At 44.1% G+C, this 18,180-nt stretch carries 19 protein-coding genes and 4 pseudogenes; 10 read left to right on the top strand and 13 right to left on the bottom strand.

Translation table 11 applies throughout. From position 1 onward, the window contains the following. Positions 1 to 11: 11 nt before the first annotated feature. The 9 genes and pseudogenes from K8P02_RS16475 to K8P02_RS16435 all read left to right on the top strand — a co-directional run. Positions 12 to 1,541, top strand: coding sequence for a RagB/SusD family nutrient uptake outer membrane protein (locus K8P02_RS16475; protein ID WP_118418028.1), 1,530 nt, complete (start codon positions 12 to 14; stop codon positions 1,539 to 1,541). Positions 1,542 to 1,575: 34 nt separating this feature from the next. After that, on the top strand, positions 1,576 to 2,547 hold the full coding sequence (locus K8P02_RS16470) for a putative zinc-binding metallopeptidase (protein ID WP_008776950.1): 972 nt from the start codon (positions 1,576 to 1,578) through the stop codon (positions 2,545 to 2,547). Positions 2,548 to 2,553: 6 nt separating this feature from the next. Beyond that, positions 2,554 to 3,585, top strand: a complete 1,032-nt coding sequence (locus K8P02_RS16465; protein ID WP_008776949.1) for a DUF4302 domain-containing protein — start codon at positions 2,554 to 2,556, stop codon at positions 3,583 to 3,585. A 49-nt stretch (positions 3,586 to 3,634) separates the two neighbouring features. Continuing rightward, positions 3,635 to 4,261, top strand: coding sequence for a hypothetical protein (locus K8P02_RS16460; protein WP_008776948.1), 627 nt, complete (start codon positions 3,635 to 3,637; stop codon positions 4,259 to 4,261). A gap of 15 nt (positions 4,262 to 4,276) precedes the next feature. Beyond that, positions 4,277 to 5,470, top strand: a complete 1,194-nt coding sequence (locus K8P02_RS16455) for a DUF4856 domain-containing protein (protein ID WP_008776947.1) — start codon at positions 4,277 to 4,279, stop codon at positions 5,468 to 5,470. 15 nt (positions 5,471 to 5,485) lie between these two features. Beyond that, entirely contained in the window at positions 5,486 to 6,649 is a 1,164-nt protein-coding gene (locus K8P02_RS16450; RefSeq protein ID WP_025867460.1) for a fibronectin type III domain-containing protein, read from the top strand. A 7-nt stretch (positions 6,650 to 6,656) separates the two neighbouring features. After that, positions 6,657 to 7,568, top strand: coding sequence for a hypothetical protein (locus K8P02_RS16445; protein WP_008776945.1), 912 nt, complete (start codon positions 6,657 to 6,659; stop codon positions 7,566 to 7,568). 88 nt (positions 7,569 to 7,656) lie between these two features. After that, positions 7,657 to 7,947 (top strand): hypothetical protein, encoded by a 291-nt coding sequence (locus tag K8P02_RS16440; protein ID WP_008776944.1) that lies wholly within the window; start codon positions 7,657 to 7,659, stop codon positions 7,945 to 7,947. A gap of 119 nt (positions 7,948 to 8,066) precedes the next feature. Continuing rightward, a pseudogene (locus K8P02_RS16435) lies at positions 8,067 to 8,762 on the top strand (IS30 family transposase); the annotation flags it as partial. Positions 8,763 to 8,948: 186 nt separating this feature from the next. On the opposite strand, the pseudogene K8P02_RS16430 reads toward K8P02_RS16435, so the two are convergent. Then, positions 8,949 to 9,905 (bottom strand): annotated as a pseudogene (locus tag K8P02_RS16430) (IS4 family transposase); the annotation flags it as partial. Positions 9,906 to 10,094: 189 nt separating this feature from the next. On the opposite strand from K8P02_RS16430, the pseudogene K8P02_RS16425 reads away from it, so the two are divergent. Then, positions 10,095 to 10,268, top strand: a pseudogene (locus tag K8P02_RS16425) (tyrosine-type recombinase/integrase); the annotation flags it as partial. 69 nt (positions 10,269 to 10,337) lie between these two features. Here K8P02_RS16425 and K8P02_RS16420 read toward each other — a convergent pair. The 12 genes and pseudogenes from K8P02_RS16420 to K8P02_RS16365 form a co-directional block, all read right to left on the bottom strand. Further along, a complete protein-coding gene (locus tag K8P02_RS16420) occupies positions 10,338 to 10,889 on the bottom strand; it encodes a hypothetical protein (protein ID WP_008776940.1) in 552 nt (183 codons plus the stop codon). A 27-nt stretch (positions 10,890 to 10,916) separates the two neighbouring features. Beyond that, a complete protein-coding gene (locus tag K8P02_RS16415; RefSeq protein WP_008776939.1) occupies positions 10,917 to 12,149 on the bottom strand; it encodes a relaxase/mobilization nuclease domain-containing protein in 1,233 nt (410 codons plus the stop codon). Positions 12,150 to 12,163: 14 nt separating this feature from the next. Continuing rightward, positions 12,164 to 12,535 carry a plasmid mobilization protein gene (locus K8P02_RS16410; protein ID WP_025867458.1) on the bottom strand — a complete coding sequence of 124 codons (372 nt, stop codon included), beginning with the start codon at positions 12,533 to 12,535 and terminating at the stop codon, positions 12,164 to 12,166. A gap of 201 nt (positions 12,536 to 12,736) precedes the next feature. Next, a complete protein-coding gene (locus K8P02_RS16405; protein WP_223381541.1) occupies positions 12,737 to 13,213 on the bottom strand; it encodes a hypothetical protein in 477 nt (158 codons plus the stop codon). Positions 13,214 to 13,458: 245 nt separating this feature from the next. Beyond that, positions 13,459 to 13,806 (bottom strand): hypothetical protein, encoded by a 348-nt coding sequence (locus tag K8P02_RS16400; protein WP_008776936.1) that lies wholly within the window; start codon positions 13,804 to 13,806, stop codon positions 13,459 to 13,461. A gap of 4 nt (positions 13,807 to 13,810) precedes the next feature. Beyond that, the gene (locus K8P02_RS16395; protein WP_008776935.1) at positions 13,811 to 14,074 is read right to left on the bottom strand and encodes a helix-turn-helix domain-containing protein; all 264 of its coding nucleotides are present in this window, start codon (positions 14,072 to 14,074) and stop codon (positions 13,811 to 13,813) included. Between the two features lie 698 nt (positions 14,075 to 14,772). Continuing rightward, positions 14,773 to 15,030: pseudogene (locus tag K8P02_RS16390) on the bottom strand (hypothetical protein); the annotation flags it as partial. Further along, positions 14,981 to 15,223 (bottom strand): hypothetical protein, encoded by a 243-nt coding sequence (locus tag K8P02_RS16385; RefSeq protein WP_008776933.1) that lies wholly within the window; start codon positions 15,221 to 15,223, stop codon positions 14,981 to 14,983. The pseudogene K8P02_RS16390 and the gene K8P02_RS16385, both read right to left, overlap by 50 nt. Positions 15,224 to 15,467: 244 nt before the next feature. Next, complete coding sequence (locus K8P02_RS16380; protein ID WP_025867456.1) at positions 15,468 to 16,106, bottom strand: HAD family hydrolase; 639 nt, start codon at positions 16,104 to 16,106, stop codon at positions 15,468 to 15,470. 178 nt (positions 16,107 to 16,284) lie between these two features. After that, complete coding sequence (locus K8P02_RS16375; RefSeq protein WP_008776930.1) at positions 16,285 to 16,845, bottom strand: hypothetical protein; 561 nt, start codon at positions 16,843 to 16,845, stop codon at positions 16,285 to 16,287. Between the two features lie 119 nt (positions 16,846 to 16,964). Beyond that, entirely contained in the window at positions 16,965 to 17,528 is a 564-nt protein-coding gene (locus tag K8P02_RS16370; protein ID WP_008776929.1) for a Crp/Fnr family transcriptional regulator, read from the bottom strand. 9 nt (positions 17,529 to 17,537) lie between these two features. After that, complete coding sequence (locus K8P02_RS16365; protein WP_008776928.1) at positions 17,538 to 18,110, bottom strand: Crp/Fnr family transcriptional regulator; 573 nt, start codon at positions 18,108 to 18,110, stop codon at positions 17,538 to 17,540. Positions 18,111 to 18,180: the final 70 nt, after the last annotated feature.

Raw genomic sequence — 18,180 nt, 5'->3', positions numbered from 1 at the left:
CAAGAAGAAATATGAAAAGAAATATATCATTGTTGCTATTTGCGACAGCAGCTTGGCTATTCGTCGGCTGTAACAACTTCCTGGATAAAAGTCCCGATTCAGAACTGAATGTTGATATTGACTCCGAGGAAAAGATTGCGGAACTGCTTACAGGAGCTTATCCCGAGGCAAGCTATATCCCCTTTCTGGAGCCTCGCACCGATAATGTGGAAGAGCGTGTCAACGGTGTACATTCGCGGCTGAATGAGTCCATGTTCTTTTGGGAGGACTACGATCAGGAAGACCTCGATACGCCTTTGAACTATTGGAATGCCTGCTATAAGGGCATCGCACAGGCCAATAAGGCTTTGGAACTACTGAGTCGCTATCCCAAGAGCGAACGTGTAAAGGCCTTGTATGGAGAGGCCTTCCTGTTGCGAGCTTACCTGCACTTTATGTTGGTCAACATCTGGTCGGAACCTTATGGGGGAAAAACGACCAATCCGGGCATTCCTTATATTACGAAACCTGAGAAAAATGCTTTGGTAGACTATCAGCGAGGTACGGTGAACGAAGTCTATGCCCAAATCGAAAAGGATTTGAAATTGGGCATATCCTTAGTTTCAGACATCTATTATAAGCATCCTAAGTTTCATTTCAATAAGAAAGCAGCCTATGCCTTTGCCTCTCGCTTCTACCTGATGAAGGGAGAATGGAAAGAGGTCATTGCATATGCGGACTATGTTCTTGGCGGAGATCCCAAGACACAGCTCCGCCCTTGGCGGCAATATGCCGACGTATTCGAGTTCAACCACAGAAGTCTCTATCGCAGATATGCCGCTGCGAGCGAGCCGGCGAACTTGTTGCTGACCACTACAGAGTCGCGTCTGGCACGTACTACGCCCAGCGAGAAATATGGTTCCACATTCAATACGGTAGACAAGATTTTTGCTCAAAAGGGCATTGAGGGCGGGGGAGATTATGCAAAGATGAACTTCATAGGTACCTATATCTTCACTTCGTCAACCGCTCCTGTTACTACCGGTCGCTATTTGGCCAAGTTCGACGAGCTTTCTACCTCCGAAAGCATCGGCACAAAGCCCCGTGGACTTTATGTAACGAATGTGCTCTTCACCGTCGACGAGGTGCTCTTAAACCGGATGGAAGCCTATGCCATGTTGAAGAATTACAGCCATGCCATCGACGATTTACTGCAATATATGCAGGGAAAGTTCGGGTTTATGCCCTCCGTAGACCGTGCCGTGTATACATCTACAAACAGCGACAATTATAATATCTATACTCCTTTCTACGGGTTGACACTAAAACAGCTGGCCATGGTGAAACTCTTCCTTGATTTCCGGCAGAAAGAATTCTATCAGGAGGGTCTGCGCTGGTTCGACATACGGCGTTTCCATTTGGCCGTAAAACGCTCGTCGAAGAGTTCCTACTACTTCCCGCTGGAAAAAGAAGACCCCAGAAAAGTGCTCCAGATACCAACCGAAGCCATTCAAAGAGGTCTTGCCGCCAATCCGCGCGAGCGCCAGGAACCAATCCGATAAATCCTATCAACATCCAAACAGATAAAGTAAGACAATGAAAATAAAGATAAGAAAGACAACTCTTCTGCTCCTCACGGCACTCACTCTCACAGGATGCGACGAAGAGAAACTGAGCGACAGAAGCGTGATTGACGACGGTAAGCAGCAGATAGAAACCACGCAGCTGGATAATTGGATACTCGACAATATCACCAAACCCTACGGCATTGAGGTAATCTATCGCTGGGAAAAGAATACCGGCTCTACGGGTACATTCATTTATCCACCCAAATTAGAGAATGTGCGTGCGATACTCGAGGCTGTGAGAGAATTAGGTTTAGAGACCTATCGACTGAAAGAAGTGGGAGGAGCAGACTTCCTGCTCGGTCGTCTGCCCATCAAGCTGTATCTCTATGGCGGTGGAAATCCCGATGAGAACGGGGTGGAGCGCCTCAATAATCCGCAGCTCACGGCAGCGGAGATGTGCCTGTACAATGTGAACGACTTCAATCCGGGCGATGCCGACAAGATGTTCGTACTCATGCGCAGCGTACACCATCAACTGGCCAAGCGTCTTATGCAGCTCATCGCTTACGACCGTGATAAATTTTTCACCATCAGCGGGCATCGTTATACGGGTTCTACCGAGTTGATAGCAGCCCAGTTGGGCTATGCCTCTACTGGAAAAGAGAAGTTCGGACTGGATGCTTATGCCAATAAGCGAGGATTCTATACAATGCTCTCGTTCCTTTCGGCTGAAGACGACTTTGCTGAAATCATCAGCGCCACGCTCACCAGTACGCCTAAAGAGGTGTATGACGCTACCGTTACGGCAAAGACGCCTGATACGGATGTCGACCCGGAAGTGAATGCGCGTTATGCCAAAGAGGCAGAACAGGCTTATAAGGAATTTACGGAAAAACAAGCCTTCGTCAATGAATATGTGCAGAAAAGCTGGCATATCAATCTCAAGCAGATGCAAGTGATCAGTGTTCGCAGAATCAATGCCTATATAAAACAACATTAAGAAAAAATGAATAACAGATATATGAAATACTGTCTTGTATTGGCGGCCTTGTTGTTGGCAGCTTGTTCTTCCAAGGACGATGTGTTCGATAAATCTCCTTCGCAACGCAGCAGCGAGAGTATTACAGCCTTGAAAGCCGAACTTGTGAATGCGCCTTATGGCTGGCGGGTACTCTATTTTCCCAAAACCGACTCGCTGTTGTTCTCCAATCCGTCGGAACTGATCTCTCAACATGGATTCAGGGGGCACTACGGTTATGGCGGCGACTGCTTCACGATGAAGTTTGCGGCTGACAATACCGTAGAGATGTGGGCAGATTTCACCGACCAAACAGCGGCTGAGGCCGTGAAGAGCGAATACCTTATCGGCCGAAACAGCTTCACCCAATTGAGTTTCTCTACATATAACTATATACACAGACTCGTGAACGACCGCTTTGCCGGAGCTTCAGATTTCCTTTATATGGGCAAGAATGAGGATGGAGACTTGGTGTTTCGCACGGCTACTTACCTGCAGCCGGCACGCGAATACATAGTCTTCACCAAGCTGAGAAGCGCAGAGGAGACAACAGGCTTCGTGCGGAAAGCTTACGATAATCGCACATTCTTTGAGCAGATGGTCAATCCGCAGCTCCTTATACATAGGGGCGGACGCACCTATTTCCGGAGCGACATCTACATCAAGCGCAATGTGGAGACCAATCAGGCTTTGCTCAAGGAAATCAAGGAAAAGAAATACTATCTCTTCCTTTTCACCCAAAAGAAGAATCCCATCCCGGGCTACCCTGCCAAAGAGATGACCGGCCTTGGCTCTGGATATGCCGGGACAGAGCACGGCATAACATTCAGAGCTGGTCTGCGCTACGACAGTAAGACCATGTTTTTCGACTTTCAGCGTAAGGGCAACCGATTTGTGGCTGAACTGGTATCGGTCTACGACCCGTTGCTGCGTAGCATCCGTTTAGTGAGCAAGCACCTGCATCCCGAAGGAGAGTTCACAGGACTCGAAGCGGAAATATGGGACGAGCCCGTAGAATGACAAGTGAGAACATAAAAAAAATACATCATAGAAACAAGGACAACAGACAATGAAGATAAACTTGACAAAATACACTTTGATAGGCCTGACCCTGCTCACGCTGGGTTGTTCGAGAAGCAGTGAAGATTATGCCGATGAGGACTATGAGAAGCTGTTCCCATTTCCCGGTATTGAAAAGCCGAAGGTCTCCTATGAAGACCAAATCGTGCAATTGGGCGATCCCGACGCACCAGTTTCGGACTATGTATATCCAGGAGTGGACATTACCGAGAATGTGAGGGAATATAAAGTAACGCTTACTTGCTCGTTCAATGAAGTGGATATTCTGGGGCAACTTGTAGGCGAGGACGATATCTCTTCCCGCTATACGATTCATTACATCGCTCCCGACAAGCAGTTGCGTATCGTATCAAGCAATAATGGCGACGAGACGGCACATCTGTTTCTGACCAACGGTAAGGAGCAAACCATCACATTCGCGGCCAAATCGGGTTACCCGATGTATCTCTGTGTCAACGGAGTGGGGCCGCGTGGATCGTCTGTAAAAGCCACCATCTCTGCCATATCCGAAGACGGGTTCACTATTGTGAAGCCGCTGAGCGTGAACGAGCATCAGAACGAAGAAGGCCTTGACAAAATCAAGGCTCCGTTCTGTGGCTACATCATTCTTCCTTAATATAATATTAGAAATATGAAAAAGAACATTGCAATTTACATCATGTTGCTCTTGGCTCCATTGACATTCCTTTCGTGCGATCAATGGGGGGGTGAGACCGTGGAGTCTGCTTATCGCGAACCGCAGATCCCTGATCCGACCTATCAATTCAAACGCAATGGTAGCAGCAGTATAGACTATCTGGAATGCGGCCTTCTGCGCGATCCGCTTGACTATATTTACAACAGTTATCTCAAAATCGCTTCGATAATGTATCAGGCCAATATGGACAAGGTACAGGACTATTTCTGCAATGGAGAGTTCGGCTTGAAGCCCAAGGAAGAGCTGGCGTCGTCTCCTCTGCACAAGGCCGACAGGGCACGCATACTGAAAGATGTGGAAGACATCTTTCAGACAACGGGCGTGTTGAGTGGACTGTCTAAGCCGAGTCCCGGAACTTATCGCAACCGCAAGGCAAAACCCGGACAAGGCGGATATGTGGGCACGAATATCGGTGATGTCAACATTGCCTTCGCCAACGAGAAAGGAGTGATAGTGGCAGAGTTGTTCAATGGCATCGTATGGGGGGGGGGCTATTTGGATAAGATCCTCAATACGCATCTCAACGACAGTCTATACAACGACACCCGACTACGCCGTGAACATGAAAGCACAACACTACTCCCGGGACGGAACTATACGGAACTTGAACACCACTGGGACCTTGCCTATGGCTATTATCAGTATTGGCTGCCCTTCATACAGACAAGCGGCCTGTCTGTGTTGCGCGAAAGCCGAATTAAGATCTACAATGCCTTTGCAATCGGCCGTCAGGCGCTCACCGAGTTTCGCTATGAGGAAGTGCAAGCTCAGTTGCTGCTTATTAGGGACGAATTGTCGAAAGTGGCTGCCGTGCGGGCTATGAGCCTGCTGGTCGGCGAGATAACCCTTGTCAACTTAGATGAAGACATCAACAATGCCTTGGTGTTTCTTTCCAAGGGCTGCGGTGCCGTTTACGGACTGCAATTCACCTTGCAGGCCTCGGGTAATCCCTACCTTTCCTACGAAGAAGCAACACATTTCATCGCACAGCTCACGGCCGGCAGCGGATTGTGGGACAAACAGCGGCTGCTTGGCTCGGAATCGACCGAAGGATCTCTCAAGAATGTGGCGGCGGCCATCGGTAAATGCTATGGGCTGACACTCGACGATATTAAACATTCCAATTAGCAAACTTCACACAGAATGATACATAGAATCTATTTCATTTTATTATTATTGTCGCTTTCGTTTACGGCGAAGGCACAGTTGGGGAAAGAACTAATTCCCAATGGCGGATTTGAAGAATACGCCAAAGTTACGCCTCCTCCATCAGGAGAAGACGACGAAGAGGATGAGGAGGAAGAACCTCCCGGCTATTTTGATCCTTATCAAAAACCGCTTTATTGGTCTTTCAACTCGTCGTTGTTCTATACGAGAATCAAGGATGCGCACAGCGGTGTATTCGCCGTGAAAGTATATCCCAATGGGGGCTCGTTCTTCTCGCGCGACGAGAATTTCAACCCTTATCACATCGCGATTGAGGCTGGCGGAGAATACCGCCTTACCTATTGGTATAAGGGTAATGTCAAGAATCCCAATATCACGGTAACGGTAGACTGGTATAAGGGCACGACATCCATAAAGAAAGAGACGCGCGACAAAGAAAAAGCAACGGATTTCTCGGATCAGTGGCAACAGAAGACATTTACATTCAAGGCTCCTGCTGGAGTAGACAAGGCTGGAGTGGGCCTCTATATTGAAAACGATTACAAGTCGGCAGAATCCGGCGGTTGCATTCTTATCGACGACATCTCATTCGTGCAGACCAAAGAGGGGAAACCCTCAGCGGCGCTCGAAGCGCCTTCCAATGTCGTGGTCAGACCGCAGCAGCGAGAAATGGAGCTGTCGTGGAATGCCATTGCCGAAGAAAATGTAAGCTATCAAATCATAATGAATGGAGAAAAAGTGGCTACTACAGAAGGGACATCCTATATCGTCGAGCGACTCGAACCGGGCAAATCCTATCAGTTCAGCGTGTGTTCTGTCAAGGGGTCGGATATATCGGCTCCTTCTGCTCCGCTCACGCAACAGACCCAACGGATGAATACGGGCATTGACAAGGAAGATCGCGTTCCTTATTTGTACACAGTGCGTGAGGTCGGAACCTGTCCCCGCACACTGCGGCTGTTCTATCACGATTTGGCCGATCCCGACGCCAAAATCATATACAGGGTAGACGGAATGCCTGTGACGCCTGTTAATGGTAGCATTATCTTCACGGGCAAGGGGCAGCATATCCTGCAAATCGAAATCACAGAGACGCCTGAACGCAAATGGGATATAGAATACAAATTGAATGTGGATTAGAAAAACGATGAAACAAATACTTTTTTATTTGCTGCTATGTTGCGGCATCGTGTTTGCTGCATGCGACAGCGACAACGTACAGGAAAAGAAGGACATCCGCTTGGGAACTGACAACATCACCGAGGTTTCGCTCAATAAGCTGTCTACCCGAACCATTATTCTCAGCGGGGGAACTGGAAAATATATGGCCAATGTTGCCGACTCGAAAGTCGCGGAGGTCAAGATCAGCAAAGATACCTTGCGCATCAGTGGGATATGGGAGGGACGAACCTATGCCACCATCATTTCTGGCGACTTCAAAAAGCGTGTGGAAATCAACGTGGTGGTTCCTGAACTCAGTATCAGCCAGTCGGAAATAAGACTTTATCCTCGTGATGAAAGTAAGTTCGTGAGCTTGAACGGTGGGGGAGACATCGTCGACTTGAAGATAGAAGACTCGGACAAAGTAATCAATGCGAAGTGGAACGCAAAGACCAACATCTTGGAAATTCAAGCCTATTACGAGGGTGAGGCGATGATACGGGTCATCTCGCAAGACAAGAAAGAGAAGACTCTGAAAGTCGTTGTGCGCTGCGATGGTACGGCCGGTCGCGTGGGCATCTATGGCACCACTTCGCACAGTCTTTACGAGCAGATGAACACGGTGATGGCCGTGCGGCGTCCCGGTGTGGGAGTGTGGCTCTGCAACGGTGCGCACCCATATTCTTCCCGGAAGGTTTTGAAGATAACACCTGCTGTTGTCAATCCCGTGGCTGGAACACATATTGATGTCTCGTTCTCGATGCTTTATCCTGATGAGTTCGCAAGTAGCGGATTGAAAGAGGGCAATTGTAAATTATACGTAGAAGAGGTGAGGGAAAAAGATGTTGTGCTTCGTGGTCGGGGTTTCAAGATTGTCATACCTTACGAGAAGAAATAAGACAATATTTTCCATATCTTTACCAATTCTTCGCTAGGAAAAAAAGGTATATACGAATCCGATTTATTAATCAAATAAAAAAAGAACTATGCAAATCTTTACATTCAGAAAAGGCCTGACGGTAATAGCGTTATCTTTGCTTTGCTGTGTGGCTTATGCACAGAAAACGGTGATATTGGAAACTCCCGGAAAACTTTCCGAGAAAATATCCGGGGCAGAAAAGTATACCACAACCTCTCTGGTAATATCTGGTCCTATTAACGGAGCTGATATTTTATTTCTCAGGGAGATGGCCGGCAGAAACCAAGAAGGGGGCAAGACGGAGGGAACGCTGCAGTGTCCAAATAGAAGTGCAACGATTTTCGGGGTAAAACTATGAAAAACACTGCGGGGGAAGCCTAAGTGGCGGGGGCGCAAAGCCCCCAAGAACGTCTGACAGCAATACAAACAAAAAAAGGAGACCGAAGTCTCCCAAAGATTAATTATTCTTGTATTGCTATGTACAATCAATTAACCTCAGAACAAAGGTACGAAATATACCTGGGAATAAAAAGGAAGTGGAGCATAAGTAGAATATCTCGCGAAATCGAGGTGTCCGCGTCCACTGTGCTTCGAGAGATCAGACGCAACAGCAACACCAACGGCGAATACGTGTGGCGCACAGCCCAACGCAAGGCGGAAGCGCGCAAGCACGGGCTGGAGGGCAATCACCGCAAGCCGGCGGAATTATGGTGGCGTATCGAGCAAATGATAGAGGAAGAGGACTGGTCACCATCGCAGATTGCCGGCGTCTTGCGCAAGGAGGGTATTCATATCGCAATACAGACCATCTACAACCACGTGCATGCAGACGCCAGCGGACGTCTTGCGAAACATATGCCGCATGAGCTTAAGTATACCAAGAGAGTCAAGGCGACACGCCCCACCAAGGCCACAAACATAGCCAATCGCACAAGCATCCACGACCGTCCCAAGGAGGCGGACGGCACACGCTTCGGCGATTGGGAGATGGATACCATCGTGGATTCTTACGGCCACGCCATTGTCACGCTTACGGAACGTTCAACCAACTTCATTCTGATGGAGAGACTGAAGTGCGGACGCAAGGCTGTGCCTACGGTGAAAGTCGTGGCTAGGCTGCTTTTCCCGTATAGGGAGTTCGTTCACACGATAACCACAGACAACGGATGCGAATTGGTTTTGAATGATTGAGTCCTTTGGCTTAGTTATGAGGTCTCTCAAATCCACCCTTTCTAGTGCGGAGATCCTTATTAAGGTAGCCACCTCGGTGATTGAATACGGACTTTTGTAGTCAGCCTTGATTTTGGCGATTATCAGATATGCAATAATAGCAACCCACAAATGAGTACGTACTGCATTCTCTGAATATCCCCACAAGTTCTTCACTACGATATTCTGCTTTATCCACTTGAAGAAAACCTCAATATCCCATCTATGACGGTATAGATTGGTGACCTCAATGGCACTGATCTCAAAATTGTTGGTAATAAATTCCACATCATTGCCTGTTACCGAGTCATGGTAAGTAACCATCCGGATTGGTTCTGGGTAGAGTTTCTTCGACTTATGGGTAGTCAGCTTTATGATAAAATCGCCACAGATTCCTGTACTTGGATCAAAGTCAAGACGATGGTTAACGACCTCGTATCTCATATTATCTTTGGGACGACTTATCCAATATGCACCGGCTTTATGAAAGCGAAACAAAGCAATGAAATCAACATATGCTTTGTCCATCATATAGAACGCAAATGCCTCAGGCACAATCTCATCCAGTTCATTGCTGTCATGCCATTTCCCATCTGTAATATGGATATTTGCAGGAATGCTTCCACGAAGATCCAGCAGTGTGTGCATTTTGACTGCGCCTTTGCTATACTTGCCCAATGCCCATGCAGCCAGAACAATGCTTGTTGAGATAGTTGTGGAGTCAAGCGCATAGAGGACATTGTCTATTGTTATCTCAGTAACCTTTGTGTTTGAATACATTGGTCGGACGATACTGATTAAATACATGCCAAGTCCTTCGTAGATGCGATAGTCTCTTTTCTCATTAGCACGACATAAATTGGATTGATTGACAGACTTGCGAATTCCCAAGTGGTATATGCTACTTCCATGAGCCTCTAGGCACAGACAAATATCACGGATGGATACGCAACCAGTAATCTGACCAAATAGCAGGTGAAGCAACTGGCTATAGCAGGATAAATCTTTTGCATGCCAGTCACCTTTGTACTTCTTCACCAACTTGTCAAATTGGTATCGAGGTATGAAGTCGATGACTTGAGCAAAGATATATTTGCCGATGTTCATAATCTTGCAGTTTTGGCTGCAAAATTACTCAATCAATTTCAAATCAAAAAACAAAGAACGCTTGTAAATAATTAAATATCAAATATATAACTATAGTTAAGCGAATAATATCGCATCACTAGTAAGCATTAAACAAGAAGATATATACCTATACTACAAATTTAAGCCACGGACTTATGCAACTGTGCCGTTTATCCGCATTCATTCCGTCATCGCTATGCTAAGAATTTCTTGGAAAAATTCAATGACATAGCATTACTTGCTGACCTCATGGGGCATAAAAGCATCGAAACCACTCGCATATATCTGCGAAGAAGTAGTCTAGAACAACAAGAGATTGTTGATAAGGTAATTACTTGGTAATGTCGTTCGGGCAAACAACAGGTCGCCAGTTCTTTACACGGTGATGGAACTGACGACTTACTGTCGCTTTCACTTGCATTTCAAAACGATCCACACGACTATTGTTGAAATAGTAAAGATGAAGCATGGCAAGAAAATCCATAGCAAAGTCTTCATCCAAATGTTAGATAGCCATACGCCCTCATTCTGTGCCATTTTGTTTGCCATATTATAGAAATGACTGGAGAGTATTTTCTTAGTTTCATTTCTGTGTTCTTCCAATAATTGCGTTCCACCAACAACAATCTGCTTTTGGAGCTCAGAAAGTTTGTTCAAATCATCAGAGGAGAGTTTAGCCTTGAAGGTGAAGGCATGGAATTTTTCAAAAGTTTCAAAGAGATGTTGAACAGCAGCATTTGCATCGTCCACAACCTCATTGAAAGCGGTAGTGGCTTCGTTCAAAGAATCCTTGGCTGCAGAGATACTGTTATTTGCTGCATCAAGTTTTACTCCAGCCTCCTTGTATGCTTGCAGTTGTCGGTCGAACCTATCTGAAGCCTTATCGGTTTCGATATTCTTGTCAATCGTGTCCTTAAAAGAACCAAAATCCATATCTGAGAGTTTACTTTTGCCTATTGCCATAATGAAAATTTTTATGGTTGTATTTTGTTATCTGTCATATCCCCGTTTCTTGCGTGGACTGCATAAGCGGTTAGCCATCATAGCACAACGATGCGCCCACGAAAGTTCATCCTCGTCTTTGTCTCGTCCCCAACCAGAGGTTGCACCACCTCCGCCACCTCCAGACTGGGCAGCTATAGTTGTTGCAGCATCAATGTATTCAGCAAAGAGAAGAATTGCTGTCTTTTGCACGTCCTCAATCTTGGCAAAAACATTGTCTGCATCAAGGGCGATATTCTTGTCTATGACATCAAGACATGGTTGCGGAATATCCACAGGGTAATGATGGAACTCGTCTGTGGAGAAGTTGAAATGTCGCATCTTGGAAGTGTTGTCCATAGTGTGCATTGGCTTTGCCATTGACACAACATTTTTCGGTTGTCCATTTTCTGCACCCCTTAGCGAACCAACAATTGGCCTTTTCCATTCCTGCGGATGCAATTTTGCCCAAGTCTTTTCTATCTTTGACGGCATGAGACAACGCCCTTTGCCGAGTTCAGAAGACTTGTAAATGGAGTTTCCTCGCCTAATGGAATACCCACGCACTTGTCCTTTACTGTCGGATTGTAGTTTGACATCATATCCTATTTGCGTGAGGCATTTTGTGTATAGTCCCCAATCAAAGCGTGGCATCCTGGCTAAAACTGACAGGCAGTCCTGCGCTATCATGTCCTTGTTTCGTTGGCTCACCTCTTGTGCATCTTTCCAACCTCGTTGTTGTCCAGTCTTGGATGCTGCCATCATTGCTCTCTCATAGATGTAATGGGCATCGTTCACGTTGCCCTTTATGTCTATGCGGTTTGCATCAATGTGAAGGTGCATAATGCCACTCTTGCTGTCACGATGAAGTGCAACTACATATTGGCTGTCTTTGAGATTGGTTGCCTTTGCACTTTTGCGCTTCGACTTGGCGGAAAGGTCAACAGCATCGAACTCACGGATAAAGTCATCCGCCAACCTCTGCCAGTCCTCTATCGTCCACCCTTGTGTTTCATCCGAGGTTGGGGAAACTTCAATACGTATCATGTTACGTTTGAGCGGATGATAACGGTTCAACCTGTCCTCAAACTTCTTCTGCAAGGCAAGCATTCTTGCCCACATTGCCGTTGGGGAAATATCATCGGGCAAGAGATTGGTCTTTACAATCTCCGCCTTGTCCTTATCTACTGAGTAACGTATGGCATTTGTGCCATGACTTATTACCTTTGCTTTTGCTATCATAGATGTCGTATGTTCTATTGTGTTAAGTATTTCTCTATCTCAATCATGCGGTTCAAGATTACCTCTACACTTGTTCTCCATCGTTTCATGAAGATTTCGCTGCGGAGAATATTCTCACGTTCCGTAAGCGGACGACCTTTGAGGAAGCCGAACAATTTCTGTATATCGCCCCTGGCATCCGATAGGCTGTTCAAAGCCTCCATTTCTTTGTCAGTCAAGCGTTGTTTGGGATATTTGCCCTCCAACCGCTTGCGTGCGTATGCGCTTGTTGTCAGTCCGCAAAGAGCAGCATATTCCGCTATCTCCTTATGAAGCTGTGGCGTAAGCCTTACTATTAGGCGGCTCGTATATTTCGGTGCCTCCTTTTCTATATTCTTCTTATTCATACCAAGTATTGCTTCTATAAAAGTGTGCAACCCAATGCGAGCTTGCGAGCGTTCAAGAAGTCCATTGGCATACGGACAAACGAAGTGCGTTTGTATGACATTGGTATTTCTTGCATAGCACTGCTATCAGAGTTTACGCACATGCACGCTACGCACTGTGGCTGCACATGTTCACAGACTTATTGTATAACGGTTCTCAAATTACCCAAGTAACAGCAATTGTGGGGCATCCTCTGCTTCCATCTGTTCCTTGAAGAATTGCCTTCTGGCTTCTGCCTCCAGTTCCATGTCTGAAACGCTTGGCGGTGGAACATCTTCCTCCTTGCCATTATCGCCATTTCCAGAAGTTAGGGAAGAAAAGGAACTGTTGGCAAGTTGTGTAGGAGAAGTACCGCCATTTTTGATGGGTGGATCTTCCTTGTTAGGGAATGCGGTTGTGGAAGCAGAAGAAATTGACTTGTCATAGTTGCTTCTTTGGTTGATGGGAACATAGTGAGGATTGACACACTTCTTGCCATCAACAATCCATGCTGAAATGCAGAGCAAAGTGTGAACACTTCCCCGTCTTGTCTGTATAGAAGAAAGGATGCCCAATTTGTTCATGTGGTCAAGCATCTTGGAGACGGTCTTTCGGTCACACTTCCATAGTTTGGATAGAGCCACCTCAGATATGTTCACTTCCCACAATTCTGTTGTGGATTCCCCAACCTCATTTGAGGTTTCAATCTGTCGTGTCACAATCTGAATGAGTTGATAAAGGCATGAAAGGCGATTGATGCCAGCCGTGCCACCCATCAGATAGTTTACTTGTTCGTTACTCAGGATAATGCTGTTGAAAATATTACTGTTCATCGTTGTATGATATTAGTTGTGTAAATGTTTTGTTACTGTCATGCGGAAAATCTCTGCGGTGAAAAGAGAAACTATCGCCTCATGCCGAAGCCTCTTTCTGGCATATAATACTCCTTGTCGTATGCGATATGGTCAAGCACACATTGCAGTCGGTCAAGTTGAGGGCTATCAAGCACTTGTATGGCATTGATGGTGATTTTCTGTGATGCTATTCTTCGATGCTCACAGTTTCTTTCCGACATGGTTCCGTCACCGTCTGCAAATACTGAATGCAGGTAAGCGTTGACGGATTCCGTCTGTTCCTTGCTTGGGTAAGCGGCAGGAAAGCGGTCGGAAATGTAGTCTACCATATTGCTGACCGCATTAGCCAACAGAGGGTCACGTTTTTGCAGACTGTTTACAAGTTCATCTTTCGTCATGATGCTATGGTCTATTGTTCATTTCATTCAGACGGTTTGCAGCCTCCAGTCTTATCTCCTCCTCCGACATTGCTCTTGCTCCTCGCACCCAGTCAAGCAAGGCTTTCTTCTCAAAGAAGATGAGCTTGCCAGCAGGCTTGAAGTACGGCAACTGGTTAAGATGCGTCATCTTGTAGAGCGTACTCTTGGCAATGCCGAGAAAGGCGGATGCCTCTTCAAGGTTCAACACTTCCTTTGTCATATAGCAAAGGTTTTCCAACTTGTTCACTCTCGACTAAAGCTCCACTATCTTGCGCTCATGGTCGAGGTTCATCTTTAATGCGTTCTTTTCTGTCATAATTCTGATATTTTGTTTATTTCGTTATCGATTTCGGCTGCAAAGGTATATAGTTGCCAATGATATTCAAGCAGCCGTTATGGTTTATTAAAAGTGCTGATTTTCAATTCTTTGGTTCTATTTTACCATGCTGTAACGTGGTAGATTGGTCGGACACTCATCTGAAATTCAGCATCTTTAAATATTTATCGTTCAAACACTCCCAAAGTCAGGAATTGGACAATAGGGGTGGCAAATCTTTGGTTCTATTGCCAGTTCTCGTTTTTGAAAATGTCCAACAGAGTGCAAAACAAAATTTAACACCCGATTTTCTCAAGTCATGCTGTTTGAGGTCAAAATCGCTTGCAATAACCACATTTAGGGTACAATGGTAGGAAAATGAGTTGTGAATGAGAGAAATAGGGATTTCCCCTCGTTTTTCAAGGGACAAATTTGTACCTTTGCAAATGAAACAGAGGTATTCAACAAGGGATATTTCGGGCAAAGTGTTCTTGACTTTATTTTTCCGTGTTTTTGTCCCGTTTTTGTCCCTCGCTGATTTTGTATCACGAGACAAGAATTTGCAAGTTGCTGATTTACAATGGTTAAAGCTGTATCTTGGAGGGTTGATAACGACAACCACCAGTAACCACCAAATAGGCAGGCTTTCCGTTCTTATATACGATGTCTTTGGAGAGGAACAGACCGCTTACCATTTCCATGATGTTGATAAGAGTTGTTTTGTCAGCAAGATAGAGAGGGGAAAGAGATTGCTTATTAGTACGTTGCTGTAGTTGTTCCGGGTATTTGATGCGCCATTCAATAAGGCGTATTTCAGTGTTTAAAAGTCCTATCGCTTCATCTATAAGATGTAAATAGGGCATTTTTTTCTTGCTCAAACCGTGCACGATACGATTTAAGACGATGCAAGCCAAAAGAAAAATAGCGGAGTAATACGCTATAATCCTGTTCATTGATACTAAAATTGATTACCCATGTAGCCAATTCCTCAATCGCTTCTACTAATTCGGATGCAGAAACTTTGTGCTGTGAGTATTCCGATAATAATTGGAAAAATCTCTGTTGTAATAATTGATTCATATATTAATAAATAAAAGAATAATCAACTGTAACTTATCCATTCAATATACTATCTTTTTTATTATTTTTTTGTACAGCAATAATGCCTTGTTTGATAAGTACATCCGCTTCGTTAAACTGGAATATGTTATAATTGTTTGTATATGACCGTATCACTATATCCGGAATTATTTTACCAATCTTTTTCATTATCTTACTCCCCCGGTGGAAAGCACTAATGCTATTTTCTGTTTTTCTGTTTTTTCTATATTGGATTGTCACTAATTAAAAAACTCAATATTTCCTCAGGAGTTTTGAAAGAATAGATAGTATCAATCTGTTCAACATGAGGGTTTCCCCACATCACTAAACCAAAATCCACTCCGGCATTTTTTGCACACTCCCAATCATACAGAGTATCTCCGATATAAATTATGTCTTGCGGACTGACTCCGGTTTTTATCAGATAAGATAACATAGGTGCAGCGGAAGGCTTCGGCAATATGCTATCTTCTACCGTTATCACTGTGTCAAAATATGAATCAAGTCCAAATGGAATAAAGTCACTAAGATATTCACTTCTACTTTTCGAGGTGATAATACCAAGTTCAACTCCCTTACCGCTAAGTTCTATGAGTAACTCTTTTATACCATCAAATAGCTTCATAGTATGCGACAACTCTTTTGTATAGCTATTCCATAGTTTACCTGCCATTGCTACGTCTTTGAAGCCTAATCGCTTTAATGCCACTTCGCTTGGAATCCCTAACGCAAAATATAAATCAGAAATTTCATATTTTTTATTTAGAAACTCCCAAATAACTTTTTGCAATGCCATGAGGTCTGCGTATGCAGAATCTAACATTGTTCCATCAATATCGAAAATTATATGTTTGTACTTCATAATCCGATTTCAAGTGCTAAAATATTTATCCTTATTTAAATCTTTCAAAACCTCTGCATCCCAAAATTGGTGAAAAAAAGCAGGATTAGCTTTGCGTTTTTGCTCTTTCGTTACGATGTAGCTTCTTTTTTCAAAAAATGGACAAGCGGTTAAACTTATCTATGTTTTTTGAGATTATTTACTCAATCCAGAAAGTTCCATTGAACGTACCTTCGCTAAATACTAAGGAAAAGGAACCTTCATACCGACCTTGCTCCTTGTCACAGGAGAGAATCCGGAACGTTCCTTTCTTTACGATTTCACCGTTTATCAAAGCGTATGACACTTTGTTGTCTTGACAATAATTGAGGTATTCCCAACGCATCATGGAGGGATCGATATATTCAATCTCTATTTTTTCGATTGTCTGTTCCTCGTGCAGATAGACTTCCGGCGTATCGACATAAAGGTTTATCCTTACCATATAGATAGCCATGCTTTTCCTGTCGATGCCTAAATCACTCATGAAGAAGGCGCCATCTTCGTCGTGAAGAAAGTAAGGCGTCGCTTGAGGGCTATCCGGACTAAATGGAGAGTGGAAAGGAGTTTGGTTGATGAGTTGCAGACCGTTTAATTCTGCCGTACATTTTGATTTGAAATAGTCTATACCGTCATGCGTTTCCTTCTCGCAAGCTGTCAAGAAGCAAATGGCAAATAGAAAAATCATGAAAACTGTAAACATGGTGAATAGTTTCTTCATTTTGCTGTTATTTTAAGTAATTGAACATTGATTTCTTAAAATGGCAAAATACGGCAGAATAAAGAAAAAAGGTCTTGACAATTGTCAAGACCCCTTTATAATGAATGTTAAAAAGTTGGCTATTTCTCCAATTTGCGGCGTATGCGGCTAACTGTTTCAGGAGTAACCCCTAAGAAAGAAGCTATGCTTTTCAAGGGTACAGTATCTTTAAGGTCAGGACAACGTTTCATTAGTCTTTGATATCGTATTTCAGGTGTACAATACGAATCGAGCAATCGTTCATACACCATTTCATATAGATTTTCAGCTACATATCTTCCTAATCGTTGAGTTTCCATATTCGTTTCCCAACATTCTATAATATCATGGCGTGATATTTCATAGACAGAACAGTCTGTTAACGCTTGAATGCTTACTGCTGACAGACAACTTCTCATAAAAGAAGAATAGTCACATACAAATTCATCGGTAAAAGCATATCCTACAATGTGTTCTTCTCCTTCTTCGTCAATATGCGTATATTGAAATGTGCCATGTTTCACCCAACCGGCAAAACGTTTCACCTCATTTTGTCGGATAAAGAAATCTTTCTTATGGTAAGTACGCAATATCCCTTTTCTCGCAAATAAATCTTTTACAAGGGAATAGTCCAAATTGTTGAGATAAGAATTAAATTCTTTCATTATTGTAAGCTATTTCTCCAGTTTGCGGCGTATGCGACTAACTGTTTCCGGTGTGACTTGTAAGAAAGAATCCACTTCTTTCAACGTAATGTACTCTTGAATGTCGGGGCATCTGTTCAATAAATCAAGATACAGTTCTTCCGTAGTTTTACAGTACATATCCAACAATCTATGATACATCAACAAGTATGATTGTTCGACAAGCGTACATTTTAGTTGCATGATTTTTACATTTGCAGCAAAGAACTCCTCTACTTTTGAATAGGGCATATAACAAATCTTTGTATCGCAAACGGCTTCAATTGTTACTAATGACGGTTGATCAGGTGCTATAAGTGTGCATAAACTTCCTGTAAATTCTCCAGAGAAAGTATATCCTACTATATGTATATTCCCTTTTTCGTCCACACGAGTATATCTCAATAAGCCGTGTTCGATATAAGCCCCCCGATGATTCACTTTGCCTTGAATAGTGAATTGTTCACCCTTTTTGAGTTCGATATAAGTGCCATGTTCCAAAATGAACTGCTTTAGCTGTTCTAATTTCGAATGGTTGGCATATTGTGAGTTAAAATCTTCCATACTATAAACTAATTGCAATTAAAATATAGAATAACTTCGTGAGTTGTTCTCTCAAAAAGCAAAAATAGAT

The sequence above is a fragment of the Bacteroides nordii genome, assembly GCF_019930665.1.
Classification (GTDB): Bacteria; Bacteroidota; Bacteroidia; order Bacteroidales; family Bacteroidaceae; genus Bacteroides; species Bacteroides nordii.
The sequence above is the reverse complement of the archived record's forward strand: the minus strand, read 5'-3'. Positions and strand labels throughout refer to the sequence as shown.